Annotated in this window: 22 protein-coding genes and 1 tRNA gene; 17 read left to right on the top strand and 6 right to left on the bottom strand. The window is 73.0% G+C overall.

All coding sequences use genetic code 11. From position 1 onward, the window contains the following. Window positions 1-320 precede the first annotated feature (320 nt). Entirely contained in the window at window positions 321-1,739 is a 1,419-nt protein-coding gene (locus tag ACFV9M_RS05520) for an NAD-dependent malic enzyme (RefSeq protein ID WP_385073627.1), read from the top strand. Between the two features lie 460 nt (window positions 1,740-2,199). Further along, window positions 2,200-2,481, top strand: a complete 282-nt coding sequence (locus tag ACFV9M_RS05515; RefSeq protein WP_385073629.1) for an HU family DNA-binding protein — start codon at window positions 2,200-2,202, stop codon at window positions 2,479-2,481. 84 nt (window positions 2,482-2,565) lie between these two features. On the opposite strand, the gene murA is transcribed toward ACFV9M_RS05515, so the two are convergent. After that, window positions 2,566-3,912 (bottom strand): UDP-N-acetylglucosamine 1-carboxyvinyltransferase, encoded by a 1,347-nt coding sequence (gene murA, locus ACFV9M_RS05510; protein ID WP_385076652.1) that lies wholly within the window; start codon window positions 3,910-3,912, stop codon window positions 2,566-2,568. 343 nt (window positions 3,913-4,255) lie between these two features. Between murA and ACFV9M_RS05505 the strand changes: the two genes are divergently transcribed. The 9 genes from ACFV9M_RS05505 to ACFV9M_RS05465 all read left to right on the top strand — a co-directional run bounded on the left by ACFV9M_RS05505 (window position 4,256) and on the right by ACFV9M_RS05465 (window position 15,013). Next, window positions 4,256-4,828 (top strand): YqgE/AlgH family protein, encoded by a 573-nt coding sequence (locus ACFV9M_RS05505; protein ID WP_385076655.1) that lies wholly within the window; start codon window positions 4,256-4,258, stop codon window positions 4,826-4,828. A gap of 29 nt (window positions 4,829-4,857) precedes the next feature. Continuing rightward, a complete protein-coding gene (locus ACFV9M_RS05500) occupies window positions 4,858-5,139 on the top strand; it encodes a DUF3039 domain-containing protein (protein ID WP_381017077.1) in 282 nt (93 codons plus the stop codon). Between the two features lie 373 nt (window positions 5,140-5,512). Further along, the gene (locus ACFV9M_RS05495; RefSeq protein ID WP_385076658.1) at window positions 5,513-5,767 is read left to right on the top strand and encodes a hypothetical protein; all 255 of its coding nucleotides are present in this window, start codon (window positions 5,513-5,515) and stop codon (window positions 5,765-5,767) included. A gap of 374 nt (window positions 5,768-6,141) precedes the next feature. Further along, window positions 6,142-7,791: a beta-N-acetylhexosaminidase gene (locus ACFV9M_RS05490; RefSeq protein WP_385076661.1), complete on the top strand. Its 1,650-nt coding sequence runs from the start codon at window positions 6,142-6,144 to the stop codon at window positions 7,789-7,791. A 283-nt stretch (window positions 7,792-8,074) separates the two neighbouring features. Next, a complete protein-coding gene (locus tag ACFV9M_RS05485; protein ID WP_385076663.1) occupies window positions 8,075-8,968 on the top strand; it encodes an FAD binding domain-containing protein in 894 nt (297 codons plus the stop codon). Next, entirely contained in the window at window positions 8,965-10,860 is a 1,896-nt protein-coding gene (locus tag ACFV9M_RS05480; RefSeq protein ID WP_385076665.1) for a 2Fe-2S iron-sulfur cluster-binding protein, read from the top strand. The genes ACFV9M_RS05485 and ACFV9M_RS05480 overlap by 4 nt, the downstream gene beginning before the upstream one ends. Beyond that, complete coding sequence (locus tag ACFV9M_RS05475; protein WP_385076668.1) at window positions 10,857-13,166, top strand: xanthine dehydrogenase family protein molybdopterin-binding subunit; 2,310 nt, start codon at window positions 10,857-10,859, stop codon at window positions 13,164-13,166. Before ACFV9M_RS05480 ends, ACFV9M_RS05475 begins: the two co-directional genes overlap by 4 nt. A 14-nt stretch (window positions 13,167-13,180) precedes the next feature. After that, on the top strand, window positions 13,181-13,711 hold the full coding sequence (locus ACFV9M_RS05470) for an AAA family ATPase (RefSeq protein WP_385076713.1): 531 nt from the start codon (window positions 13,181-13,183) through the stop codon (window positions 13,709-13,711). A 120-nt stretch (window positions 13,712-13,831) separates the two neighbouring features. Beyond that, window positions 13,832-15,013 (top strand): SUKH-4 family immunity protein, encoded by a 1,182-nt coding sequence (locus tag ACFV9M_RS05465; RefSeq protein ID WP_385076671.1) that lies wholly within the window; start codon window positions 13,832-13,834, stop codon window positions 15,011-15,013. A 256-nt stretch (window positions 15,014-15,269) separates the two neighbouring features. On the opposite strand, the gene ACFV9M_RS05460 is transcribed toward ACFV9M_RS05465, so the two are convergent. Beyond that, window positions 15,270-15,341 (bottom strand) — tRNA-Cys (locus ACFV9M_RS05460). Window positions 15,342-15,553: 212 nt separating this feature from the next. Between ACFV9M_RS05460 and ACFV9M_RS05455 the strand changes: the two genes are divergently transcribed. From ACFV9M_RS05455 to ACFV9M_RS05430, 6 genes are all read left to right on the top strand, one after another. Continuing rightward, window positions 15,554-17,029, top strand: coding sequence for an MFS transporter (locus ACFV9M_RS05455; protein WP_385076673.1), 1,476 nt, complete (start codon window positions 15,554-15,556; stop codon window positions 17,027-17,029). A 49-nt stretch (window positions 17,030-17,078) separates the two neighbouring features. Continuing rightward, the gene (locus ACFV9M_RS05450) at window positions 17,079-17,276 is read left to right on the top strand and encodes an Arc family DNA-binding protein (RefSeq protein WP_385076716.1); all 198 of its coding nucleotides are present in this window, start codon (window positions 17,079-17,081) and stop codon (window positions 17,274-17,276) included. Between the two features lie 3 nt (window positions 17,277-17,279). Next, window positions 17,280-17,663, top strand: a complete 384-nt coding sequence (locus ACFV9M_RS05445) for a type II toxin-antitoxin system death-on-curing family toxin (protein ID WP_385076676.1) — start codon at window positions 17,280-17,282, stop codon at window positions 17,661-17,663. 114 nt (window positions 17,664-17,777) lie between these two features. Then, window positions 17,778-19,583, top strand: a complete 1,806-nt coding sequence (locus ACFV9M_RS05440) for a DEAD/DEAH box helicase (RefSeq protein ID WP_385076679.1) — start codon at window positions 17,778-17,780, stop codon at window positions 19,581-19,583. A 380-nt stretch (window positions 19,584-19,963) separates the two neighbouring features. After that, a complete protein-coding gene (locus ACFV9M_RS05435; protein ID WP_385076682.1) occupies window positions 19,964-20,605 on the top strand; it encodes an IclR family transcriptional regulator in 642 nt (213 codons plus the stop codon). A gap of 206 nt (window positions 20,606-20,811) precedes the next feature. Further along, window positions 20,812-21,603, top strand: coding sequence for a S16 family serine protease (locus ACFV9M_RS05430; protein WP_385076685.1), 792 nt, complete (start codon window positions 20,812-20,814; stop codon window positions 21,601-21,603). Window positions 21,604-21,624: 21 nt separating this feature from the next. Here the strand turns inward: ACFV9M_RS05430 and ACFV9M_RS05425 are convergent, their stop codons facing one another. Genes ACFV9M_RS05425 through ACFV9M_RS05410 form a run of 4 tightly spaced genes read right to left on the bottom strand, consistent with a single transcriptional unit; the run spans window position 21,625 to window position 25,385 of the window. Beyond that, window positions 21,625-22,617 carry a glycine betaine ABC transporter substrate-binding protein gene (locus tag ACFV9M_RS05425; protein WP_385076687.1) on the bottom strand — a complete coding sequence of 331 codons (993 nt, stop codon included), beginning with the start codon at window positions 22,615-22,617 and terminating at the stop codon, window positions 21,625-21,627. Between the two features lie 32 nt (window positions 22,618-22,649). Beyond that, window positions 22,650-23,486: an ABC transporter permease gene (locus ACFV9M_RS05420; RefSeq protein ID WP_385076690.1), complete on the bottom strand. Its 837-nt coding sequence runs from the start codon at window positions 23,484-23,486 to the stop codon at window positions 22,650-22,652. Continuing rightward, on the bottom strand, window positions 23,483-24,745 hold the full coding sequence (locus ACFV9M_RS05415; RefSeq protein WP_385076693.1) for a betaine/proline/choline family ABC transporter ATP-binding protein: 1,263 nt from the start codon (window positions 24,743-24,745) through the stop codon (window positions 23,483-23,485). Before ACFV9M_RS05415 ends, ACFV9M_RS05420 begins: the two co-directional genes overlap by 4 nt. Beyond that, complete coding sequence (locus ACFV9M_RS05410) at window positions 24,738-25,385, bottom strand: ABC transporter permease (protein ID WP_385076695.1); 648 nt, start codon at window positions 25,383-25,385, stop codon at window positions 24,738-24,740. The genes ACFV9M_RS05415 and ACFV9M_RS05410 overlap by 8 nt, the downstream gene beginning before the upstream one ends. Between the last annotated feature and the right edge of the window lies 1 nt (window position 25,386).

The raw sequence follows: 25,386 nt of genomic DNA, 5'->3' as shown, positions 1-25,386 counted from the left end.
GCCTGGGTGATGGCACCGGCCCGATCCAAGCCCCCGGGCCCAACCTTCGTCGCTACGAGCGACCACTTGCCGCGAGGCGAGCATGGCGGGTCGGTGTCATCAACGTAGGGAGAGGCCCACATCCGATTGTGATGTGGGCCTCTTTCATTGCCTCCGCGTTCTCTCGTATGGTGGAATTAAGTTTCCGAAAACATGTCTCCGTCACTGCCTGGCTGTGAACAAAACCACCGCAACTCGGGGCGGCTACCACGTACTCCGGGGTAGGTGCGACGATCGGACGGCATACCCAGCGGCACAGGTGAAAGCAGAGGAAGTCGGCCATGGCAACGGCGCCCAGCGTCTCCTACTCGATGACGATCCGGCTGGAGGTGCCCGCGAGCGGAACCGCCGTCTCGCAGCTCACCACCGCCGTGGAGTCCTCCGGAGGCTCGGTGACCGGCCTCGACGTCACCGCGTCCGGACACGAGAAGCTCCGGATAGACGTCACCATCGCGGCCACCTCGACCGCACACGCCGACGAGATCGTCGAGCAGCTCCGCGGCATCGAGGGCGTCACCCTCGGGAAGGTCTCCGACCGTACCTTCCTGATGCACCTCGGCGGCAAGATCGAGATGGCGTCGAAGCACCCCATCCGCAACCGTGACGACCTGTCCATGGTCTACACGCCGGGCGTGGCCCGCGTCTGCATGGCGATCGCGGAGAACCCCGAGGACGCGCGCCGCCTCACCATCAAGCGCAACTCCGTTGCGGTCGTGACGGACGGCTCCGCCGTGCTGGGCCTGGGCAACATCGGCCCCAAGGCCGCGCTGCCGGTCATGGAGGGCAAGGCGGCCCTCTTCAAGCGGTTCGCCGGCATCGACGCCTGGCCGCTCTGCCTGGACACCCAGGACACCGACGCGATCGTCGAGATCGTCAAGGCGATCGCCCCCGGGTTCGCCGGCATCAACCTCGAGGACATCTCCGCGCCCCGCTGCTTCGAGATCGAGGCGCGGCTGCGCGAGGCCCTCGACATCCCTGTCTTCCACGACGACCAGCACGGCACCGCGATCGTCGTCCTCGCCGCGCTCACCAACGCCCTGCGCGTGGCGGGCAAGACGATGGAGAGCATCCGCGTCGTCATGTCGGGCGCCGGCGCGGCCGGTACGGCCATCCTCAAGCTGCTGATCGCGGCGGGCGTGAAGAACGCCGTCGTCGCCGACATCCACGGCGTCGTCCATGCCGGCCGCGAGGACCTCGTCGACGCCGCCCCGGACTCCGCCCTGCGCTGGATCGCCGACAACACCAACCCCGAGGGCCTCACCGGCACGTTGAAGGAGGCCGTGCGCGGCGCCGACGTCTTCATCGGCGTCTCCGCCCCGAACGTCCTCGACGGCAACGACGTGGCCGCCATGGCCGAGGACGCGATCGTGTTCGCGCTCGCGAACCCGGACCCCGAGGTGGACCCGGCAATCGCCCGCCAGACGGCCGCAGTTGTGGCCACCGGCCGCTCCGACTTCCCCAACCAGATCAACAACGTGCTGGTCTTCCCGGGTGTCTTCCGCGGCCTGCTGGACGCGCAGTCCCGCACGGTCAACACCGAGATGATGCTCGCGGCCGCGAAGGCCCTGGCGGACGTGGTGACCGAGGACGAGCTGAACGCGAACTACATCATCCCCAGCGTCTTCAACGACAAGGTCGCCGGCGCCGTGGCCGGCGCGGTGCGCGAGGCCGCGAAGGCGGCGGGCGCCACGGCGTCGTAGGGGAGACGGCGGGTGCCACGGCGTCGTACGGCGTCGTGGGGGAGACCCCGCGGCGCCACGGCGCCGCACGGACCGGGGGCCGCACGGACCGGGGGCCGCACGGACCGGGGGCCGCACGGACCGGGGGCCGCACGGACCGGGGGCCGCACGGACCGGGGGCCGCACTGTGCGGGGGCCGCACTGTGCGGGAGCTGTGAGGATCGCCACGGCGGTCCCGGGTCGGCGCGTCGCGAAACGGCGTCCTCGTGGGCGCCCTCTAGGGTGACGGCCGGGCGAAGGCGCTTTCCGTGTGACTCCCAAGGGTGTTCTGACGACTCCTGTGGGTGCCGGATTGGCTTTCCCGCCGCAGGTGGGGGCAGGATGCGTCTCTGGGCGCGAGCGCATCGGCATTCGCTGTGCCCGACATGCGGCTCCGCCGCGTGGCACGCCGCAACGGCAAGAAGAACACGGGAGTAAGAACATGAACCGCAGTGAGCTGGTGGCCGCGCTGGCCGACCGCGCCGAGGTGACCCGCAAGGACGCCGACGCCGTGCTGGCCGCGTTCGCCGAGGTCGTCGGCGACGTCGTCTCCAAGGGGGACGAGAAGGTCACCGTCCCCGGCTTCCTGACCTTCGAGCGCACCCACCGTGCCGCTCGCACCGCGCGCAACCCGCAGACCGGCGACCCGATCCAGATCCCGGCCGGCTACAGCGTGAAGGTCTCCGCGGGCTCGAAGCTCAAGGAAGCGGCCAAGGGCAAGTAAGCCACCATTCCCGAAGGGGCGGCACCCGGAGTCCGGGTGCCGCCCCTTCGGGGTTCTCCGGCGGCCTGTGCCGCCGCGGACGCGCTAGCCGAGGGCCTTGCCGGGCAGTTCGACCTTCGCGCCCAGCTCCACGAGCTTCTCCATGAAGTTCTCGTAGCCGCGGTTGATCAGGTCGATGCCGTGGACGCGGGAGGTGCCCTGGGCGGCGAGGGCGGCGATCAGGTACGAGAAGCCGCCGCGCAGGTCGGGGATGACCAGGTCGGCGCCCTGGAGCCGGGTGGGGCCCGACACGACCGCCGAGTGCAGGAAGTTGCGCTGGCCGAAGCGGCAGTCGGAGCCGCCGAGGCACTCGCGGTAGAGCTGGATGTGGGCGCCCATCTGGTTCAGCGCGGAGGTGAAGCCGAGACGGGACTCGTACACCGTCTCGTGGATGATCGACAGGCCCGTGGCCTGCGTCAGCGCCACCACCAGCGGCTGCTGCCAGTCCGTCTGGAAGCCGGGGTGGACGTCCGTCTCCAGCGCGATGGACTTCAACTGGCCGCCGGGGTGCCAGAACCGGATGCCCTCGTCGTCGATGCGGAAGGCGCCGCCGACCTTCCGGTAGGTGTTCAGGAACGTCATCATCGAGCGCTGCTGGGCGCCGCGGACGTAGATGTTGCCCTCGGTGGCCAGCGCGGCGGACGCCCAGGAGGCGGCCTCCAGACGGTCCGAGAGGGCGCGGTGGTCGTAGCCGCCGAGCTTGTCCACACCGGTGATGCGGATCGTGCGGTCGGTGTCCATCGCGATGATGGCGCCCATCTTCTGCAGGACGCAGATCAGGTCCTCGATCTCCGGCTCCACGGCCGCGTTCGAGAGCTCCGTGACGCCCTCGGCGAGGACGGCCGTCAGCAGCACCTGCTCGGTCGCGCCGACGGACGGGTACGGCAGCCGGATCTTGGTGCCGCGCAGCCGCTGCGGGGCCTCCAGGTACTGGCCGTCCGCCCGCTTCTCGATCTTCGCGCCGAACTGGCGCAGCACGTCGAAGTGGAAGTCGATGGGCCGGCCGCCGATGTCGCAGCCGCCCAGACCCGGGATGAACGCGTGCCCGAGCCGGTGCAGCAGCGGACCGCAGAACAGGATCGGGATACGGCTCGAACCCGCGTGCGCGTCGATGTCGGCGACGTTCGCGCTCTCCACGTAGGTGGGGTCCATCACCAGCTCGCCGGGCTCCTCGCCCGGACGGACCGTCACCCCGTGCAGTTGCAGCAGACCGCGTACGACCCGCACGTCACGGATGTCCGGAACATTGCGCAGCCGGCTCGGCTCACCGCCCAGCAGGGCCGCGACCATGGCCTTGGGTACGAGGTTCTTCGCACCGCGCACCCGGATCTCGCCCTCCAGCGGGGTTCCGCCGTGGACAAGCAGTACGTCGTCAGAGCCGTTGACGGTCATGTATCTCGCGTTCCGTGGAGTTGTGGTGGAGTGGGTCAGGGCCGGAGAGGACAGAGTAAACGCCGCGCGGCCCCCTTCAGTAAGCCCAAGCAACGCCCAGCTACGTCATAGCTGTGTCACAACACGAACTGTGCCTCATCGGGCACATGGGGTCACCGCGGGCATCCCGCGGCGTCCGTGCGCCCGCACCGCGTCTGTGCGCCCGCACCGCGTCCGTCCGCGCGACCGCCGCCCGCGGCGGTGCCGGCGCGGCCCGGCGCGCTCCCCCCGTGACACCGCCGCCCTCACCCTCCTCGCCGTATTGCCTCCCCATGCGGCGGGAAGATGGGGGATCATGTCTGGCATGACCGAGGTGTCCTCGCTCACAGGGCGGCTGCTCGTGGCTACCCCCGCCCTGGCGGACCCGAACTTCGACCGTGCGGTGGTGCTCCTCCTCGACCACGACGAGGAGGGCTCGCTCGGTGTCGTCCTCAACCGTCCGACGCCGGTGGGCGTGGGCGACATCCTGGAGGGCTGGGCGGACCTCACCGGGGAACCCGGGGTCGTCTTCCAGGGCGGCCCGGTCTCCCTCGACTCGGCGCTGGGCGTCGCGGTGATCCCGGGCGGGCCGGCCGTCGACGGCACCCCCCTGGGCTGGCGGCGGGTGCACGGCGCGATCGGCCTCGTCGACCTGGAGGCCCCGCCGGAGCTGCTCGCCTCCGCCCTCGGCTCCCTGAGGATCTTCGCCGGGTACGCCGGCTGGGGCCCCGGCCAACTGGAGGACGAGCTGGTGGAGGGCGCCTGGTACGTCGTGGAGTCCGAGCCCGGTGATGTGTCCTCGCCGTGCCCGGAGAGACTCTGGCGGGAGGTGCTGCGCCGCCAGCGCAACGAGCTGGCGATGGTGGCGACGTATCCGGACGACCCTTCGCTCAACTGATGCGTATGAGCTTCAGTATTCTTGGCGGTATGAGCACTCTCGAGCCCGAGCGCGGCACCGGTACGGGGACCCTCGTAGAGCCGACGCCGCAGGTGTCGCACGGTGACGGCGACCACGAGCGCTTCGCGCACTACGTCCAGAAGGACAAGATCATGGCGAGCGCCCTCGACGGGACGCCCGTCGTCGCGCTGTGCGGCAAGGTGTGGGTGCCCGGCCGCGACCCGAAGAAGTACCCCGTGTGCCCGATGTGCAAGGAGATCTACGACTCCATGGGCGCCGGGGGCGACGACCAGGGCAAGGGCGACAAGTAGCGCGGCGGCCGGGGCCTCGCCGGGTTCCGTCCGCACATCGTCCGACGACAGGGCCTTCAGGGTGCGTACCGGTGCGCCCCGGAGGCCTTCGCGTCGTTCTGTCGCCGTGTCCGCACCCCCTTGTGGCCGGGCGGGCGGAACGCCTGGCCGCGTCGGCGTCGGGCTGCCGTCGGGCTTTCTTTTGTGCTGTCTTTGTGCTGCCGCTGTGCTGCCTCTGTGCTGCCGTCGTGCTGCCGTCGTGCTGGACGAAACCGCCCTTGCGCATGCCGCGACGCGAGCCGGGGGTGCGCGGTGAGCTCCTTTCCCGGCCTGCTCGGGACGGCCCGGAATTGCGCCGCGACTTCCCCGGCAAGCGCCTTCTCGCGGGTGCCGGATGATCGTCTCGGCGGTGATCGTGTTTCTCGCCGCGACGGCCGCCCCGTGCTTCCGCTTTCGCCTCCCGGACGCCCCGTCGATCGTTTTCCCGGTGCCGCGGGCGATGCCCCTGGAAGGGCCGGGCAACCCGCTGTTCCGCCCCCGGCGGAACGCCGCCCGGCGGTCGTCCCGAGGGCGTTTCCGCCGCTTCCCCCGCCCTCTCCTCGCCCTGCGCGACACCGATGCCGATACGGCCATCGAAAAGCTTCGGTAAAGGCCGATCCGCCTCCGGGCGACTTCCCCTCCGGCGAGCCGTTCGCCCCCGGCGGCACTTCCCCGCCGACGTCTCCGACGGCCCGTACGGTGTTTTGCGATCCGGTTACCCGTACAGCGCCGGCCGGTCTCCCGGCCGGCCCGGCGTGAAGGACCGACGTGACTTCCGACGTGCGTTCAGACCTGAGTTCCGACCTGAGTTCCGCCCCGACTTCCGACGCGGCTTCCGGCGTGAGTTCCGGCCCGTCTTCCGGCCAGAGTTCTGACCCGACGTCCGGCCTGAGTTCTGACCCGACGTCCGGCCTGAGTTCTGACCCGACGTCCGGCCTGAGTTCTGCGCCGACGTCCGACGCGACGTCGGCCGTCGCTTCCGGCATGACGTCCGGAAACGACGTGATCCCGAGGCCGAGGGCCGTCGAGGCTCTCCCCGGCCGCGGAGTCCTGCTCGACCGGCACACCGCGCTGTACGCGGGGCCGGGCACGGACACCACCGAACGCTGGCTGCGGGCCGTCCTCGGCCCGGCCCTCGGCCTGCCCCTGCGGCCGGGTCCCCGGGACGCGCGCGACGCCCTGCGGCTGCACGTCGACGGCACCCTGGACCCCGAGGCCTACCGGCTCTCCGCCGTCGCCGGCGGCGGCGTGGACATCCGGGGCGGCAGCGCGGCCGGCGTCTTCCGGGGCGCGCAGACCCTGCGCCAGCTGCTGGGCCCCGACGCCTTCCGGCGCGCGCCCGTACGCCCCGGCACGCCCCACGGCCTCGCGCCCCAGACCGTCGAGGACGCCCCCCGCTTCCGCTGGCGCGGTCTCCTCCTCGACGTCGCCCGGCACTTCATGCCCAAGGAAGGCGTCCTGCGCTACCTGGATCTGATGGTCGCGCACAAACTGAACGTCCTCCACTTCCATCTGACGGACGACCAGGGCTGGCGCATCGAGATCACGAGGTATCCGCGGCTCACCGGCATCGGCTCATGGCGGTCCCGCACGAAATTCGGCCACCGCGCCTCACCGCTGTGGGACGACAGGCCGCACGGTGGCTTCTACACGCGGGACGACATCCGGGAGATCGTCGCCTACGCCGCCGAACGGCATATCGCCGTCGTCCCCGAAATCGACGTACCGGGCCACTCGCAGGCCGCCATCGCCGCGTATCCGGAACTCGGCAACACCGACGTCATCGACACCACCGCCCTCTCCGTCTGGGACACCTGGGGGATCAATCCGAACGTACTCGCCCCCACCGACAACACCCTGCGCTTCTACGAGGGGGTGTTCGAGGAAGTGCTGGATCTCTTCCCCGCGGACGCCGCCGAGTTCTCGTCGTTCGTCCACATCGGGGGCGACGAATGCCCCAAGGACCAGTGGCGGCGCTCACCCGCCGCGCAGGCCCGGATCGAGGAACTCGGCCTCGCCGGCGAGGACGCGCTCCAGGCGTGGTTCGTCGGGCACTTCGGCACCTGGCTGGCCGCGCGCGGGCGCCGGCTCATCGGCTGGGACGAGATCCTGGAGGGCGGGCTCGCCGACGGGGCGGCCGTGTCGTCGTGGCGGGGCTACGCGGGCGGGATCGCGGCCGCGCGCGCGGGACACGACGTCGTCATGTGCCCCGAGCAGCAGGTGTACCTCGACCACCGGCAGGACGGCGGCCCGGACGAGCCCGTGCCGATCGGCTACGTGCGCACCCTGGAGGACGTCTACCGCTTCGAGCCCGTCCCACCGGAGTTGACGCCCGAGGAGGCCGGCCGGGTGCTGGGCGCGCAGGCCAACCTGTGGACCGAGGCGATGGAGGACACCGCGCGCGTGGACTACCAGGCCTTCCCTCGCCTCGCCGCTTTCGCCGAGGTCGCCTGGAGCGGACTGCCCGCCCCGGCGGAACGCGACTTCGCCGACTTCGAGCGGCGGATGGACGCCCACTACGCGCGACTTGACGCCCTCGGCGTCGCCTACCGGCCGCCGGGCGGGCCCCGGCCGTGGCAGCGGCGGCCAGGGGTGCTCGGACGGCCGCTCGACGGACCGCCCCCCGGCCGGTAGCCGCACGAGGGGGCGGCGGCGGACCGCGCCGTCCCGCCTCGGCACGTCACGTCACGTCACGGAAAAACCACGACAGGGTCACCGAAGAGTGGCAATCCGAGCACATCGGTGATGATGTGCGAAACCGGTCCATCTCCCTGGTGAGGTGGGCGAATGCCTCCTAGCGGACCCCCGCGTTCGGGCGTTGCGAAGATGTGCCAGAGTTGCCACGTCCGGCCTGTCAGCACGTACCGTACGGCAACACAGGTGGGACCAGGTGGGGCAGCGGGAAGGGGCAGCCGGTTTGACCACGCACGCACCGCAGGCGGCGCAGGCCGTCACGCTGCCCACGACGCTGGACGAGGCGGTGGCGGCCCTCGCGGCCATGCCCGCCGCCGTACCCGTCGCGGGCGGCACCGACCTGATGGCCGCCGTCAACTCCGGGCAGCTCAGGCCCGCCGCGCTGGTCGGCCTCGGCCGGATCAGCGAGATCCGCGGCTGGCAGTACCAGGACGGGCACGCCCTGCTCGGCGCCGGACTCACCCACGCGCGCATGGGCCGCCCCGACTTCGCCGCCCTCATCCCGGCGCTCGCGGCCGCCGCGCGCGCCGCGGGCCCGCCGCACATCCGCAACGCGGGCACCCTGGGCGGCAACATCGCCTCCGCGTCCCCCACGGGCGACGCGCTGCCCGTGCTGGCGGCCCTGGAGGCGACCGTGGTCGTCGCGGGCCCCGGCGGCGCCCGCCGGGAGATCCCGGTGTCGCACCTGCTGGCCGGCATGGAGATGCTGCGCGGCGGCGAACTCATCGGGTACGTGCGCGTGCCGCTGCTGCACGCCCCGCAGGTCTTCCTGAAGGCGACCGGCCGCACGGGTCCGGGCCGCGCCGTCGCGTCCGTCGCCCTCGTCCTCGACCCCGCCCGGCGCGGAGTCCGGTGCGCCGTCGGCGCCATAGCGCCGATGCCGCTGCGGCCCCTGGAGGCGGAGCAGTGGGTCGCCCGGCTCATCGACTGGGACAACAACCGCGCGATCGTCCCCGAGGCGCTCCACGCCTTCGGCGAGTACGTCGCCGCCGCCTGCATCCCCGACCCGGCCCCCGCCGAGGACGGCTCGGTGCAGCCGCTTCCGCCCGCCGTACTGCACCTGCGGCGCACCGTCGCCGCGCTGGCCCGACGAGCACTGGGGAGGGCGCTGTCGTGACCGACGACCAGCACGGACAGGGCACGCCGCAGGGCGGCGGACGCTGGGACCCGCTGCCCCAGGGCGACTACGACGACGGCGCCACCGCCTTCGTGAAGCTTCCCGAGGGCGGGATCGACGCCCTGCTGGCCGGGCGCGGCGACAGCCCGCTCGCCGCCCCCGGGCACGGGTACGTGCCGCCACGGATCGCGGCGGCGCACGAGGCCACCGACCCCGCGGCGAACGGCGCGGACGCGTGGACGAACCCGGCCGGAGGCACCGAGTGGCCCGCCCCCGCGACGGGCGGCACGGCCGGCGACGACCGGTTCACCTACCACCCCGGCGCCACCGGGCAGTGGACCTTCGACGAGACCACCGCGCCCGCCGCGGAACCCGGCCCCGCCCCCGGCCACGACGTGACCGGGCAGTGGTCGATCCCGGTCGCCGGGGGCGACCTTCCCGACGAGTCCGGCGAGTTCACCACGTCGTCCCTCGTCGAGCAGTGGGGCGGCACACCCCCGGCGACCCTGCCGGGAGGCGCGCCCGCGCCCTGGGCGACCGGACCGGCACCGGACGCGGGGAACACCCCGCCACAGCAGTGGGACCGGCAGCCGGAGGGCCCCGCCGGGCATCCGTCCGACGCCGCCGTTCCCCCCGGCGCACCGGGGCACGCCCAACCGGTGGCGGAGCCCTCCGCGTTCGCGCCGGCACCCGAGCACGCGGCACCGCACGCCGCACCGCCCGCCCCTGGGCCGTCGTACGAGATGCCGCCGTACGAGACCACCTCGTACGAGTCCCCGATGGCCGAGCGGGACGGGCCGGGCGAGTGGGACGAGTGGGACGAGCGGGACCGGCGGGTCGAGCGAGAGGCCGTGGACGCCTCACAGGCCGCCTCCGAGGCCGGTGAGGCCCCCGTGGACACCCACGGCGCTCCCGAGGTCGCACAGGGCCCGGAAGCGGCCCGCACGGCCCCCGGAGCCGCACACCCGACGGCGGACCCGACGGCACACCCGACGGCGGACCCGGCCGGCGCCGAACCGGTCACCCCCGAGCCGCCGTTCGACGGACCCGGCCCGGCCGGGGCACCCGAGGCGCCGGTGGCCGCCGGACCGCCGGCCGACACCGACCCCGCCGGAGCCCCCCGCGACGGGCACGAGGACGCACCGCACGGGGACGCCCCCGGCGCCGAGGCCACCCCGCACGGGGACGACGCCGGAGCGGAGGACGCCGCCGAGGCCGCCGACGCCCCGCCCCTCCACGACGACCACCCCCTCGCCTCCTACGCGCTGCGCGTCAACGGCTCCGACCGCCCGGTCACCGACGCCTGGATCGGCGAGTCGCTGCTCTACGTGCTGCGCGAGCGGCTCGGCCTGGCGGGCGCCAAGGACGGCTGCTCGCAGGGCGAGTGCGGGGCCTGCAACGTCCAGGTCGACGGGCGGCTCGTCGCCTCCTGCCTGGTGCCCGCCGTGACCACCGCCGGCAGCGAGATCCGCACCGTCGAGGGCCTGGCCGTCGACGGGCAGCCCTCCGACGTGCAGCGGGCGCTCGCCCGGTGCGGGGCCGTGCAGTGCGGCTTCTGCGTGCCCGGCATGGCGATGACCGTGCACGACCTGCTGGAGGGCAACCCCGCGCCCACCGAGCTGGAGGCCCGCCAGGCCCTGTGCGGCAACCTGTGCCGCTGCTCCGGCTACCGGGGCGTCCTGCGGGCCGTCAGGGACGTCGTCGCCGAACGCGAGGCGCACGCCGCCGCCGAGGCCGACGCGGACGGCGACGAGGCCCGCATCCCGCACCAGGCGGGCCCGGGCGCCGGCGGCGTCAACCCGTCGGCGTTCGAGAACCCGGCACAACCGCACCCGAACGACCCGGTGTACGGACACGGACACGGACAGGGCCAGGACGGAGGCCAGGCGTGAGCAACGAAGCAGCCACCGCGACGACGCCCGCGGAGGCCGCCCCCGCCCCCGAGCCGATCCCGCACGGCCTCGGCGCGTCCCTGCCGCCCGCCGACGCCCGCGCCAAGACGGAGGGCACCTTCCCCTACGCGGCCGACCTGTGGGCCGAGGGCCTGCTGTGGGCGGCCGTGCTGCGCTCCCCGCACGCGCACGCGCGCATCGTCTCCATCGACACCTCCCACGCGCGCGAGATGCCCGGCGTGCGGGCCGTCGTCACCCACGAGGACGTGCCCGGCAGCCCGCTGCACGGACGCGGCACGGCCGACCGCCCGGTGTTCGCCTCCGAGGTCGTACGCCACCACGGCGAGCCCATCGCGGCCGTCGCCGCCGACCACCCCGACACCGCGCGGATGGCCGCCGCGGCCGTCATCGTCGAGTACGAGGTGCTCGACCCGGTCACCGACCCGGAGCAGGCCTTCGAGGCGGAGCTCCTCCACCCCGACGGCAACCTGATCCGGCACATCCCGCTGCGCCACGGCGACCCCGCCGCGTCCGGCGAGGTCGTCGTCGAGGGCCAGTACCGCATCGGCCGCGCCGACCCCGCCCCCATCGGCGCCGAGGCCGGCCTCGCGGTGCCCCGCCCCGACGGCGGCGTGGAGCTCTACGTGGCCTCCACCGACCCGCACACCGACCGCGACACCGCCGCCGCCTGCTACGGCCTTTCACCCGATCGGGTGAAGATCGTCGTGACGGGGGTGCCGGGCGCCACCGCCGACCGCGAGGACCAGGGCTTCCAGCTCCCGCTCGGCCTGCTGGCCCTGCGGACCGGCTGCCCGGTGAAGCTGACGGCGACCCGCGAGGAGTCCTTCCTCGGCCACGCCCACCGCCACCCCACCCTCCTGCGGTACCGCCACCACGCGGACGCCGAGGGCAGGCTGGTCAAGGTCGAGGCGCAGATCCTGCTCGACGCGGGCGCCTACGCCGACACCTCCGCCGAGGCCCTGGCCGCCGCCGTCTCCTTCGCCTGCGGCCCCTACGTCGTCCCCAACGCCTTCATCGAGGGCTGGGCCGTACGCACCAACAACCCGCCCTCCGGCCACGTCCGCGGCGAGGGCGCGATGCAGGTCTGCGCCGCCTACGAGGCGCAGATGGACAAGCTGGCCAAGAAACTCGGCGTCGACCCGGCCGAACTGCGGCTGCGCAACGTCATGGCGACCGGCGACGTGCTCCCGACCGGCCAGACCGTGACCTGCCCGGCACCGGTCGCCGAACTCCTCCAGGCCGTCCAGGAGTTCCCGCTGCCGGCCCTGCCGAAGGACACCCCGGAGGAGGACTGGCTGCTGCCGGGCGGCCCCGAGGGCGCGGGCGAACCCGGCGCGGTGCGCCGGGGCGTCGGCTACGGCCTGGGCATGGTGCACATGCTCGGCGCGGAGGGCGCCGACGAGGTCTCCACGGCCACGGTCAAGGTCCAGGACGGCGTCGCCACGGTGCTGTGCGCCGCGGTGGAGACCGGCCAGGGCTTCACGACACTGGCCCGCCAGATCGTCCAGGAGACCCTCGGCATCGACGAGGTGCACGTCGCCCCCGTGGACACCGACCAGCCCCCGGCCGGCCCCGGCTGCCGCGGCCGCCACACCTGGGTCTCCGGCGGCGCGGTCGAACGCGCGGCGAAGATGGTCCGCACCCAGCTCCTCCAGCCCCTGGCCCACAAGTTCGGCATGTCCACCGAACTGCTCCAGATCACCGACGGCAAGATCACCTCCTACGACGGCGTCCTGTCGACCACCGTCACCGAGGAGCTCGTCGGCAAGGAGCTGTGGGCGACGGCCCAGTGCCGCCCGCACCCGACCGAGCCGCTGGACGGCGCCGGCCAGGGCGACGCGTTCGTCGGCCTCGCCTTCTGCGCGATCCGCGCGGTCGTCGACGTCGACATCGAACTGGGTTCGGTACGGGTCGTGGAGCTGGCGGTCGCCCAGGACGTGGGCCGGGTGCTCAACCCGGCGCAGCTGGACGCGCGGATCGAGGCGGGCCTCACCCAGGGCGTCGGCATCGCCCTCACCGAGAACCTCCGCACCCCGCGCGGCCTGATCCGCCACCCCGACCTCACCGGGTACGCGCTCCCGACGGCCCTGGACGCGCCCGACATCCGCATCGTCAAACTCGTCGAGGAACGGGACGTGGTCGCGCCGTTCGGCGCCAAGGCGGTCAGCGCGGTCCCGGTCGTGACCTCACCGGCGGCCATCGCCTCCGCCGTACGCGCCGCGACGGGCCGCCCGGTCAACCGGCTGCCGATAAGGCCGCAGGCGGCGGTGGTCACGGGCCAGTGAGCGGGCACCCCGCCGTGAACGGGGTGGTGCTCGTCACCGGGGTGATGGCGTCCGGCAAGTCGGCGGTCGCGCAGGCCCTGGCGCTGCGCCTGCCGCGGGCGGCGCACGTGCGCGGGGACGTCTTCCGGCGGATGGTCGTCTCCGGCCGCGAGGAGTACGCGCCCGGCGCCGGCGGCGAGGCGGAGGCCCAGCTGCGGCTGCGGTACGCGCTGTCGGCGGCGACCGCGGACGCGTACGCGCGGGCGGGCTTCACCGCGGTCGTGCAGGACGTCGTCCTGGGCGCGCACCTGACGGCGTACGTGGAGACGGTCCGCACCCGTCCTCTGTACGTGGTCGTCCTCGCGCCGGACGCGGCGGCGGTGGCGGCCCGCGAGGCCGGCCGGGAGAAGACGGGCTACGGCGGCGGCTGGACGGTGCGGGGCCTCGACACGGAGCTGCGCACCCGCACCCCGCGCATCGGACTGTGGCTGGACACCACCAAGTGGACGGTGGGGGAGACGGTCGAGGCGATCCTGTCGGGACGGGAACGCGCGAGGGTGGTCTGACGTCTTCCCGGGCGGGGCCCGTTGTCAGTGGTGCCGCGTAGTGTTCGAGGCAGTGGAACAGCGGCGGGCCGGGGGCCCGCCGTCGCCGGACGGCACACACACTTCACGCACGGGGGACCGATGGGCACGACCGGGACCGCCGCCGGTGCGGCGGTGATCACCTTCACCGAGGCCGAGCTGGATCCGTACGTCACCCACGCGCCGACGCGCCGCTGGCTGACCGGCCCCGGACTGCCGGGCGTCGGCGAGCTGCTGACGTTCGACGCGCTGCGCGCGGACGGCCTGCGCACGGTGGCCGACTCCACCGGCGACCCGGAGGGCCGCCTCGCGCCCGGCCTGCGCGACCAGCTCGTCATCGGCGGCCTGGCCGGCCTCGACGGCCCCGCGACGGAGTCGGTGCTGCTCGACGGCGCCACCGGCGAGGTCACGTCGACGTACTTCCTCCACGACCGCCCCGACCTGATGGACCGCCGGCCCCTCGCGCCGTCCCTCCAGACGCTGGTGCGGTTCGCCACGGCCGCCGACGAACTGGCGGCGCTGCGCGGCCAGTTCGCGGCCTACGCGGGCCGGTGCGGACCCGAGGTGGTGGCGGAGGCCACCGGCCGGCTGCTCGCCCTGTACGAGGCCGGCTCGGACGGCGAGGTGCCCCCGTTCTGGCGGCTGGCCGCGGTGGTCCGCCCCCTGGCCCTCATCGCGGGCCCCGGCACCCGGTCCGACCTGGCCCTGGACCTCCCGCCCCGGCTCCTGGACGAGGAGTTCGGCGCCCGCGCCGTCGTCCGCTTCGAGGACGTCGACTTCCCGGCCGCGCTCACCCACGAGCCGACCCGCCGCTTCCTGCGGGAGGTGGGCCTGCCGGAGGAATGCGTCTGGTTCACCCTGGACACCGACGCCCCCCTGCCCACCCTCACCGAGCACCGGGCGGACGACCCGGACGCCGCCCTCCCCGCCGGCGCGGCCCACCTGATCCGCCTCGGCCACCTCGCCGAGGACACCGGCCTCGTCGTCGACGGCACCACGGGCGCGGTCCTCGCCTGGAGCGAGGCGGAGACCACCCTGCGCCCCCTGAACGCCGACGTCTCGACCCTCGCGTTCACCCTCTGGCTGATCCACCGCGAACGCGCCCTCGACGCCGACCACGCCCTCACCGAGGCCTACGACCAACTGGCCGCCACCATGACCCGCACCCTGGCCGCCCTCGACCCCCTGGCCTGCGACCCGACCCCGTCGACACCGGGCGACGACGGGTGGAGGTACTGGCCGGAGGTGTTCGAGGACGAGGCGGGCGGGGGGCTGTACGCGTAGGCGACGGGACCGACGGCTCCGGTCGGGCACACGGCCCGGCCACAACGTGAGCGCCGGACGGACCCCCGTGTGCCCCTCGTGCCGCGCCCCGCACCGGAACGCCCCGTCCGCCTGCACCCGTTGCGCCCTGATCACGCCCTGAGGGGGGACGGACGCCCGCGCCGGCCGACTGAGACGGGACCTGAGACGGACGGCCGGAAGGGCGGCGCCCCCTCGGGGGTGCCGCCCTTCCGTTCTGCCCGGTCGGGCCAGGTAGAGGCCGTGGCGGGAATTGAACCCACGTACCTCGCTTTGCAGGCGAGTCCCTAAGCCACTCGGGCACACGGCCGTTCATCGGTTCCACCGGGTGGTGTGCCCTGCCGAACCGCGTGACACGACCGTAGAGCGGGGGCGGGTGGGGGCTCAAGGGGGGCGCGCGGGCTGCAATGCGACTGCCATACGGCGTTCATGAAACGGGGCGGGGCGTAGGACCAACGGACCAGCCGAGGGCCCGTCTCCAGACAGGGGTCACTGTCGGTTGCGGGCCTTACGCTGGCGGGCATGGCCGCCCTCGAACCCCGCGACACCGGTGTCGCAGACGACTCCCCGACAACCGCCGGTCCGACCTCGCCCCCATCGCCGTCGCCGCAGTCGTCGTCGGGCGACACCGTGCTCGGGCGCTCCTACCGGTCCCTGAGCATCGGGATCGTCTCGGTCGTGCTCCTGATCGCCTTCGAGGCGACCGCCGTGGGCACGGCGATGCCGGTGGCGGCGCGGGAGCTGGACGGGGTGTCGGCGTACGCGTTCGCGTTCTCCGGTTACTTCACCACCAGTCTGTTCGCCATGGTGCTGGCGGGGCAGTGGTCCGACCGGCGGGGGCCGCTGGGGGCGCTGACCAGCGGTATCGCCGCCTTCGCCGCCGGGCTTCTGCTGTCCGGGACCGCCGGGACCATGTGGCAGTTCGTCCTCGGGCGGGCCGTGCAGGGGCTGGGCGGGGGACTCGTCATCGTCGCCCTGTACGTCGTCGTCGGGCGGGCCTATCCGGAGCGGCTGCGGCCGGCGATCATGGCTGCGTTCGCGGCGTGCTGGGTGGTGCCGTCCGTCGTGGGGCCGCTCGCCGCGGGCGCGGTGACCGAGCACCTGGGGTGGCGGTGGGTGTTCGTGGGGATTCCGGTGCTGGTCGTGCTGCCGCTCGCGCTCGCGCTGCCCCAGATACGGCGGCGGGCGGGCGGCCCGGTCGACGGGGCCGGGGGCGCCTCGCCCGACCGGCGCCGCGTCCGGCTCGCGCTCGGCATCTCCCTCGGCGCCGGCCTGCTCCAGTACGCCGCCCAGGACCTGCGGCCGCTGTCCCTCCTGCCCGCCGTCGCGGGCGCCGCGCTGCTCGTGCCGGCCGTCCTCGGACTCCTCCCGCGCGGCATCTGCCGGGCGGCCCGCGGACTGCCCTCGGTGGTGCTGCTGCGCGGACTCGCCGCGGGCTCCTTCGTCGCCGCCGAGTCCTTCGTGCCGCTGATGCTGGTCACGCAGCGGGGGCTCAGCCCGACGCTCGCCGGCTTCTCCCTCGCGGCCGGCGGGGCGACCTGGGCGCTGGGTTCGTGGGTGCAGTCCCGGCCGCGGGTGGAGCCGTACCGGGAGCGGCTGATGACCGTCGGGATGGTGCTGGTGGCGGCCGCCATCGCTGCCGCGCCCAGCGTGCTGATCGACGCCGTGCCCGCCTGGACGGTGGCCGTCGCCTGGGGCTTCGGCTGTTTCGGCATGGGCCTGGTGATCTCCTCCAGCAGCGTGCTCCTGCTCCAGTTGTCCGCCCCCGAGGAGGCCGGCAGCAACTCCGCCGCCCTCCAGATCTCGGACGCGCTCTCCAACGTCCTGCTGCTGGCGGCGGGCGGCGCCGCCTTCGCCGCGCTGGGCGGCGGCACGGTTACCCACGCGGCCGCCGGCGCCTCCGCCTCCCACCCGACCGCCTTCGCGGCCGTCTTCCTGCCGATGGCGGCGGTGGCTCTGGCGGGCGCCTGGGTGACGACCCGGTTGACGGACCCGTGAGCGAGTGGTACCAGAATGACCCCATGCGTGGTACCGTTTTGGTATGGCTATGAATCTCCGTCTCCGTGACGACCAGCAGGAAGCGCTGAGGCTGCGGGCCGAGGAGGAAGGGCGCAGTATGCACGCCATAGTGCTTCAGGCGATCGACCGGTATCTGGAGCAGGAGGCGGACCGGACCACGGTGCGACGCCTCGGGGCGAAGTACGCGGCAGCCCATGCGGACCTGCTGCGGAGGCTGGGGGAGTAGCAGGTGAAGTACCTGACGGTCCAGGAGGTCCTGGATCTGGCCGAGCTGGCGTGCGGAGGACAGGAGATCGCCGTACGCGATCTGGGTCTGCTCAGCTCGGCTGTGCACCGCCCCCGGTCCCAGATGTTCGGCGTCGAGGCGTACACGGACCTGTTCGAGAAGGCTGCCGCGCTGCTTCAGTCGCTTGCCGTCAACCACCCCTTGGTGGACGGCAACAAGCGCATGGCTTGGATGTCCACCGTCGTCTTCCTCGATTTCAACGGCACGGACATGATCGGCGTCGACCAGGACGAGGCGTACAAGCTCGTCATCGAGGTGGCGTCGGGCAGCCTGGAGGACGTGGGGATGATCGCCCGGCGGCTGGAGGCTCTGCACGAGGCGATGTGACCTGTCTCCCATCCGGGCGCGCCCCCGCCTCGTCCACGCGATGACGAGGGCGGGCCGCCGGTAGGGTGGCCCGGTTGTCATACGTAGCCGAGACCGACCCCCGAACCGGAGACCGTGACTACCACCGCCGCCTCCTCCACCTCCCACTCCCACCATCTGTCACCCGCCTTCCCCGGCCGAGCCCCCTGGGGCACCGCCAGCAAGCTGCGGGCCTGGCAGCAGGGGGCGATGGAGAAGTACATCCAGGAGCAGCCGCGCGACTTCCTCGCCGTCGCCACCCCCGGCGCCGGCAAGACGACCTTCGCGCTGACGCTGGCGTCCTGGCTGCTGCACCACCACGTCGTGCAGCAGGTGACCGTGGTCGCGCCGACCGAGCACCTGAAGAAGCAGTGGGCGGAGGCGGCGGCCCGGATAGGGATCCGGCTGGACCCCGAGTACAGCGCGGGGCCGCTCGGCAGGGACTACCACGGCGTCGCGGTGACGTACGCGGGCGTCGGGGTGCGGCCGATGCTGCACCGCAACCGCAGCGAGCAGCGCAAGACGCTCGTCATCCTCGACGAGATCCACCACGCCGGTGACTCCAAGTCGTGGGGCGAGGCCTGTCTGGAGGCGTTCGAGCCGGCCACGCGGCGGCTCGCCCTCACCGGTACGCCGTTCCGCTCCGACACCAACCCCATCCCCTTCGTGACGTACGAGGAGGGCAACGACGGGATCCGGCGGTCGGCCGCCGACTACACGTACGGGTACGGGTCCGCGCTGGCCGACAACGTCGTGCGGCCCGTGATCTTCCTTTCCTACAGCGGCAACATGCGCTGGCGGACCAAGGCCGGCGACGAGATCGCCGCGCGGCTCGGCGAACCGATGACGAAGGACGCGATCAGCCAGGCCTGGCGTACGGCCCTGGACCCGCGCGGCGACTGGATGCCGAGCGTGCTGCGCGCCGCCGACCAGCGGCTGACGGAGGTCCGCAAGGCGATTCCGGACGCGGGGGCGCTGGTGATCGCCTCCGACCAGGACTCCGCGCGCGCCTACGCCAAGCTGATCCGCGAGATCACGGGGACGAAGGCGACCCTCGTCCTCTCCGACGACGCCGGCGCCTCCGACCGCATCGACGAGTTCAGCGGCGGCACCGACCGGTGGATGGTCGCGGTGCGGATGGTGTCCGAGGGCGTCGACGTGCCGCGGCTCGCGGTCGGGGTGTACGCCACCACCATCTCCACCCCTCTCTTCTTCGCGCAGGCCGTCGGGCGTTTCGTACGGTCGCGGCGGCGCGGCGAGACCGCGTCCGTGTTCCTGCCGACCGTCCCCGACCTGCTCGGCTTCGCCAACGAGATGGAGCGCGAGCGCGACCACGTCCTCGACAAGCCCAAGAAGGAGGGCGGCGAGGAGGACCCGTACGCCGAGTCCGAGAAGGAGATGGACGAGGCGAACCGGGAGCAGGACGAGGACACCGGCGAGCAGGACATGCTGCCCTTCGAGGCGCTGGAGTCCGACGCCGTCTTCGACCGCGTCATGTACAACGGGGCCGAGTTCGGCATGCAGGCCCACCCGGGCAGCGAGGAGGAGCAGGACTACCTCGGCATCCCGGGGCTGCTGGAGCCCGAGCAGGTGCAGTTGCTGCTGCAGAAGCGGCAGGCCAAGCAGATCGCGCACAGCCGCAAGAAGCCGGACGACGAGGCCGACCTGCTGGAGCTGCCCGCCGAACGGCGGCCGGTCGTCTCCCACAAGGAGCTGATGGAGCTGCGCCGGCAGCTCAACACGATGGTCGGCGCCTACGTCCACCAGAGCGGCAAACCGCACGGGGTGATCCACACCGAGCTGCGGCGGGTGTGCGGGGGGCCGCCGAGCGCCGAGGCGACGGCCGGCCAGCTGCGGCAGCGGATCGCCAAGGTGCAGGAGTGGGCGACCCGGATGAAGTGACGTTCCCGGGGACGGCGGGGGGCCACGCTTCTTCCGTGGCCCCCCGCCGCCCCGCCGCCCCTTCTTTCTCCGCCGTTCTCCGGCGTTCTCCGGCGTTCCGCGGTGCGTGCTGTACGTATCGGGACAAACACAGGTAGTCCCATCCGGTCGTTGCCCGGATTCTGGACGGAGCCTTCCGCTCAGCGAACCGGCTTCGCTACTGTCCGGATACGCACACGCCCCGTGGCAGCGCCGCCGCGGAGCGCAGCCGTGAAGCGACCGGGCCCGGACACGCCGGGCCCACCTGCCGATCGGCGGCCTCTGAAGCGCGTCTCCGACGGGACTCGGTGACGCATCCGCCGCGAGAGGGCCGCCGACCTCACCACTAAGGAGTGGGCGTCGTGACCGCGGAGACCTCCCAGACGCTCGATCGAGGGCTGCGGGTCCTCAAGCTGCTGGCCGACACCGACCACGGGCTGACCGTCACCGAGCTTTCCCAGCGGCTCGGCGTGAACCGGACCGTCGTGTACCGGTTGCTCGCCACGCTGGAGCAGCACGCACTCGTACGGCGCGACCTGGGCGGACGGGCCCGGGTCGGGCTGGGAGTGCTGAGGCTGGGCCGGCAGGTGCATCCGCTGGTGCGGGAGGCGGCGCTGCCGGCGCTGCGGTCCCTCGCCGAGGACATAGGCGCGACCGCCCATCTGACCCTGGTCGACGGGACGGACGCGCTGGCCGTCGCCGTGGTGGAGCCGACGTGGACGGACTACCACGTGGCGTACCGGGCCGGGTTCCGGCACCCGCTGGACCGGGGGGCCGCGGGCAAGGCGATACTCGCCGCGCGGCACCGGGCGCTGGAGGATCCCGGGTACGCGCTGACCCACGGCGAGCTGGAGGCGGGCGCGAGCGGCGCGGCCGCGCCGCTGCTGGGGGTGACGGGGGTCGAGGGCAGTGTGGGAGTGGTGATGCTGGCCGAGGCGGTGCCGGAGCGGGTGGGCCGGCGGGTGGTGGACGCTGCCCGGGAGGTGGCGGAGGCGTTGCGTTGACGCCGGGCGCCGGGGCGCGACCGCCCGCGGCTGCGGCGGGTACGGCGGCTTGGGCTGGGGCGCGACCGCCCGCGGCTGCGACGGATACGGCTGCGGCCCCTGCCCACCGCCCCCGCGGCCGACCGCCCGCGGCTGCGACGGATACGGCTGCGGCCCCTGCCCACCGCCCCCGCGGCCGCGTCACCCCCTCGCGTTAGATTGACTCCGTGCTCTCACGCCTCACGCGTCTCCAGTCCCTGGCTGTCTGTGCCCTGCCCCTCGTCGCCCTGCTCGCCACCGCGGGGCTGGCGCCGTTGCCGTTCTCGGTGGCGCAGCCGGGGATGACGGCGGATGTGCTGGGGGAGAACAAGGGCACCCCGGTCATCACGATCTCCGGGGCGACCGCCCGGGAGACCCGGGGGCAGCTGCGGATGACGACCATCGAGGCGACCGGTCCGGACGCGCGGGTCTCGCTGGAGGACGTCGTCGACGGCTGGTTCCGCACCGACCAGGCGATCATGCCGCGGGACTCGGTGTACCCCAGCGGTGACAGCACCGAGGAGATCGAGCGGTACAACACCGAGCAGATGGAGGCGTCCCAGGACGCCGCGACCGAGGCGGCGCTGCGGTACCTCGGCCGCGACGACGACGGCATCGAGGTCACGCTGAGGCTCGCCGACGTCGGCGGTCCCAGCGCGGGTCTGCTGTTCTCCCTGGGCATCGTCGACAAGCTGGACGGCGACGGCAGCGGCGGTGACCTCACGGGCGGCCGTACCGTCGCCGGGACGGGCACGATCGACGCCGACGGCACCGTCGGCGCGGTCGGCGGGGTCGCGCTGAAGACGCAGGCCGCCCGCCGGGACGGCGCCACCGTCTTCCTCGTGCCGAAGGACGAGTGCGCGGACGCCCGGGCCGAGCTGCCCGCGGGGCTGCGGCTGATCCCGGTGACCACCCTGAAGGGGGCGGTGGCCTCCCTGACCGCCCTGGCGACGGGCAAGGGCTCCGTACCGAGCTGCTGAGCCCCTGGCAGGCCCGGTCACCTACTTCACGAACCCCTGCTCCTTCATCCAGTCCAGCGCCACCTGGTGCGGGTCCTCGCCGTCCACGTCCACCTTGGCGTTCAGGTCCTGGGCCACCGTGTTGTCCAGCTTCGCGGTGACCGGGTCGATGACGTCCGCGATCGCCGGCCACTTCTCGAAGGTCCTGGTGTTGATCACCGGGGCGGCGTTGTAGTTGGGGAAGAACTTCTTGTCGTCCTCCATCACCACCAGGTTCATGGACTTGATGCGCCCGTCGGTGGTGAACACCTCCCCGTACGTGCAGCTCCCCTTCGCCGTCTCGGTGTAGATGATGCCGGTGTCCATCTGGGTGATCCGCGACGTCGGCACGTTCATGCCGTACGCCTTCTGCATGCCCGGCAGCCCGTCCGCCCGGTTGGCGAACTCGCTCTCCACGCACAGGGTGACGGCGGCCGGGTCGGACGTGGACAGCGCGGCCACCTCCGACAGCGTCCTGGTGCGGTACTTCTTGTAGTTGGCCTGGTTCGTCGCCAGCGCGTAGGTGTTGTTCAGCCGGGACTGCGGCAGCCACGTCACCCCGTTGCGCACGTCCGCGTCGCGCACGGCCTCCCACTGCTTCCGCGGGTCGGTGATGGGCTCGCTGTTGCCCTGGTACGTGATCCAGGCGGTGCCCGTGTACTCGTACATGGCGTCGGCGTCCCCGTTGCGGATGGCCTCGCGGCTGCCGACGGAGCCCTGGATGCCGGTGCGGTCCAGGACGTCGGCGCCGGCCGCCTGGAAGGCGATGCCCATCATGGCGCCGAGGATGAGGTTCTCGGTGAACGACTTCGACGTCACGGTGAGATGGGCGCCCTTGAGCGGCTCGCCCTGCCCGATCGACCCGGGCGAGACGTCGTCGACCATGGGGGAGCCGCTGGTCAGCCCGCAGCCGGAGGCCAGCACCAGCGCCCCGGCGAGGCACCCGGCCGTGCGCCGGACCCGCCTCACGGGTCTCGTCGACCTCACGGGCCGCATATGCCTGCGTGGTCTCGTCCGCCTCCGAGGTCTCATCCGCCCACCTCCAGCCCCCGCGGCCGCAGCAGCACCTCGGCCAGCGAGGCCAGCCAGTCCACCAGCAGGGCCAGGGCGACGGTGAGGACGGAGCCGAGCACCAGTACCGGCATCCGCTGGTTGGTGATGCCGGTGGTGATCAGGACGCCGAGCCCGCCGCCCCCGCCGAAGGTCGCCAGGGTCGCCGTGCCGACGTTCAGGACGAGCGCGGTGCGGACACCGGCCAGGATCAGCGGGACCGCCAGCGGCAGCTCCACCTTCGTGAGCACGCCCACCGGTGACATCCCGATGCCGCGCGCAGCCTCCAGCAGCGTCGGGTCGTTCGCCTTCAGCCCGGCGATGGTGTTGGAGAGCACCGGCAGGATGGCGTAGACGATGATGCCGATCAGGGCCGCCTTCTCGCCCGTGCCCAGCCAGATCACCAGCAGCGCGAGCAGACCGATCGCGGGGGTCGCCTGCCCCATGTTGGCCATGGCCATCGCGAAGGGGGTGGCCCTGCGCAGGGGCATGCGGGTGAGCAGGATGCCCAGCGGGATCGCGATGACCAGCACGAAGAAGGTGGAGATCACGGTCAGTTCGATGTGCTGCCACAGCGCCTTCGACACCTGTCCGCCGGACAGCGCGTTCTCGGAGATCGTGTCCAGGTCCGCCTGCTGGAACCACAGCCAGGTGGCGAGCAGCAGGGCGACCAGGAAGGCGGGCAGGATCGTCAGCTGCTGCCAGGTGAGGTGGCGCCGCGGGGGACCGGGCGCCGGCGGCGGGCCCTCGGTGCCGTCCAGGCCGGGGGCCTCCGCGTCCCTCAGCTCCTCCTCGGCCGGTTCCGGGCTCCTCATGCCTTCACCTCGCCGCCGTGGCCCTCCTGCTCCGCGTGCGTCTGCGGGGCCCGCGCCTCCTCCAGCTCGTGCTGGGCCTCCAGCGCCTCCAGCCGGTCGGCCTCCAGCAGCTCGTGCACGGAGTTCAGCAGCGTCTCCATGTCGACGACGCCGATGTACTCGCCGCGCCGCCCGGTGACCGCGACCCTCCCGGTGTTGTCCGTCAGCACCGCCTCCAGCGCGTCCCGCAGCGTCGCGTCCCTGGTCACGGTGTCGGTCACCAGCGTGCCCGCGCGGGCCAGCGAGCCCTTGGCGCGCATCAGGTCGCCGCGCCGCAGCCACTTGTAGGGGCGGCCCCGCCGGTCCAGCAGCAGGATCTCGTTCGTGCCGCTGGTGCGCAGCTGGTTGAAGACGGTCTGCAGCGGGTCCTCCACGCTCACCGTCGGGTAGCCGGTGACCTCGACGTCCCGTACGCGGGTGAGGTTCAGCCGCTTCAGGGCCGCCCCCGCGCCCACGAACCCGGACACGAAGTCGTCCGCCGGGTTGGTCAGGATGGCCTCCGGGGTGTCGAACTGGGCGATGTGCGAGCGCTCGCGCAGCACCGCGATCCGGTCGCCCAGCTTGATCGCCTCGTCGAAGTCGTGGGTGACGAACACGATCGTCTTGTGCAGTTCGTGCTGGAGCCGGATCAGCTCGTCCTGGAGGTGGTCGCGGGTGATCGGGTCCACGGCGCCGAACGGCTCGTCCATCAGCAGCACCGGCGGATCCGCCGCCAGCGCCCGCGCCACGCCCACGCGCTGCTGCTGCCCGCCGGAGAGCTGGCGCGGATAGCGGCCGCGGAACTCCCCGGGGTCGAGGCCGACCAGGTCGAGCATCTCGTCCACCCGGTCCCTGGTCCGCGCCTTCGGCCAGCTCAGCATCCGCGGCACGACCGCGACGTTCTGCGCGACGGTCATGTGCGGGAAGAGGCCGGACGACTGGATGGCGTAGCCGACCTTGCGGCGCAGCCGCACCGGGTCGATGTCGGTGACGTCCTCGCCGTCGATGCGGATGCGGCCGCCGCTCGGCTCGATCAGCCGGTTGATCATCTTCAGGGTGGTCGACTTCCCGCAGCCCGACGGCCCGACGAAGATGACGGTCTCGCCCGCCTTGATCTCCATGGTCACGTTGTCCACGGCCGGCTGCGCGCTGCCGGGGTAGTGCTTGGTGAGGTTCTCCAGCTCGATCGTCGCGCCGTGGGAGGCGGACGTGTCCGGGGAGCCGGGCCGGGCCTCAGACACGGATCCCCCTCGGAATCGTCAGCCGCCCGATGAGGACGTAGGCGGCGTCGAACAGCAGGGCCAGCACGATGATCCCGAGCGTGCCCGCGAGGACCTGGTTGAGCGCGTTCGCGCTGCCCAGGGAGGCGATGCCGCGGAAGATCTCGTTGCCGAGGCCGGGCCCCGAGGCGTACGCGGCGATGGCGGCGATGCCCATCAGCATCTGCGTGGAGACCCGGATGCCGGTCAGGACCGGCGGCCAGGCCAGGGGCAGCTCCACCCGCGCCAGCCGCGTCAGCCGGGACATCCCGATGCCCGTCGCCGCCTCCACCAGGGACGGGTCGACGCCCCGCAGGCCCACGATCGCGTTCCGTACGACCGGCAGTAGCCCGTACAGGGTCAGCGCGATCACCGTCGGCGGCACACCCAGGCCCACCAGCGGGATCAGCAGACCGATCATCGCGAGGGACGGGACGGTCAGCACGGTGGAGGTGGCGGTGGTGGCGAGGTTGCCGGCCCAGCCGCTGCGGTAGGTGACGACCGCGATCAGCACACCGAGCACCGTCGCCACGACCATGCACTGGAAGACGACGCTGGCGTGCTGAAAGGCGTCGGTGAGCAACTGCTGGTGACGGTTGCCCAGGTACTCCCAGAAGTTCACG

Source organism: Streptomyces sp. NPDC059895 (assembly GCF_042731035.1).
Lineage (GTDB): Bacteria > Actinomycetota > Actinomycetes > Streptomycetales > Streptomycetaceae > Streptomyces.
The sequence above is the reverse complement of the archived record's forward strand: the minus strand, read 5'-3'. Positions and strand labels throughout refer to the sequence as shown.

Coding starts and splice junctions, on each gene's coding strand:
- ACFV9M_RS05495 (WP_385076658.1), top strand. CDS start 5,513: ATGATCGTCTCGGCGGTGATCGTGTTTCTCGCCGCGACGGCCGCCCCG.
- murA (WP_385076652.1), bottom strand. CDS start 3,912: ATGACCGTCAACGGCTCTGACGACGTACTGCTTGTCCACGGCGGAACC.
- ACFV9M_RS05425 (WP_385076687.1), bottom strand. CDS start 22,617: ATGCGGCCCGTGAGGTCGACGAGACCCGTGAGGCGGGTCCGGCGCACG.
- ACFV9M_RS05455 (WP_385076673.1), top strand. CDS start 15,554: ATGGCCGCCCTCGAACCCCGCGACACCGGTGTCGCAGACGACTCCCCG.
- ACFV9M_RS05520 (WP_385073627.1), top strand. CDS start 321: ATGGCAACGGCGCCCAGCGTCTCCTACTCGATGACGATCCGGCTGGAG.
- ACFV9M_RS05450 (WP_385076716.1), top strand. CDS start 17,079: ATGAATCTCCGTCTCCGTGACGACCAGCAGGAAGCGCTGAGGCTGCGG.
- ACFV9M_RS05505 (WP_385076655.1), top strand. CDS start 4,256: ATGACCGAGGTGTCCTCGCTCACAGGGCGGCTGCTCGTGGCTACCCCC.
- ACFV9M_RS05490 (WP_385076661.1), top strand. CDS start 6,142: ATGACGTCCGGAAACGACGTGATCCCGAGGCCGAGGGCCGTCGAGGCT.
- ACFV9M_RS05465 (WP_385076671.1), top strand. CDS start 13,832: ATGGGCACGACCGGGACCGCCGCCGGTGCGGCGGTGATCACCTTCACC.
- ACFV9M_RS05515 (WP_385073629.1), top strand. CDS start 2,200: ATGAACCGCAGTGAGCTGGTGGCCGCGCTGGCCGACCGCGCCGAGGTG.
- ACFV9M_RS05500 (WP_381017077.1), top strand. CDS start 4,858: ATGAGCACTCTCGAGCCCGAGCGCGGCACCGGTACGGGGACCCTCGTA.
- ACFV9M_RS05420 (WP_385076690.1), bottom strand. CDS start 23,486: ATGAGGAGCCCGGAACCGGCCGAGGAGGAGCTGAGGGACGCGGAGGCC.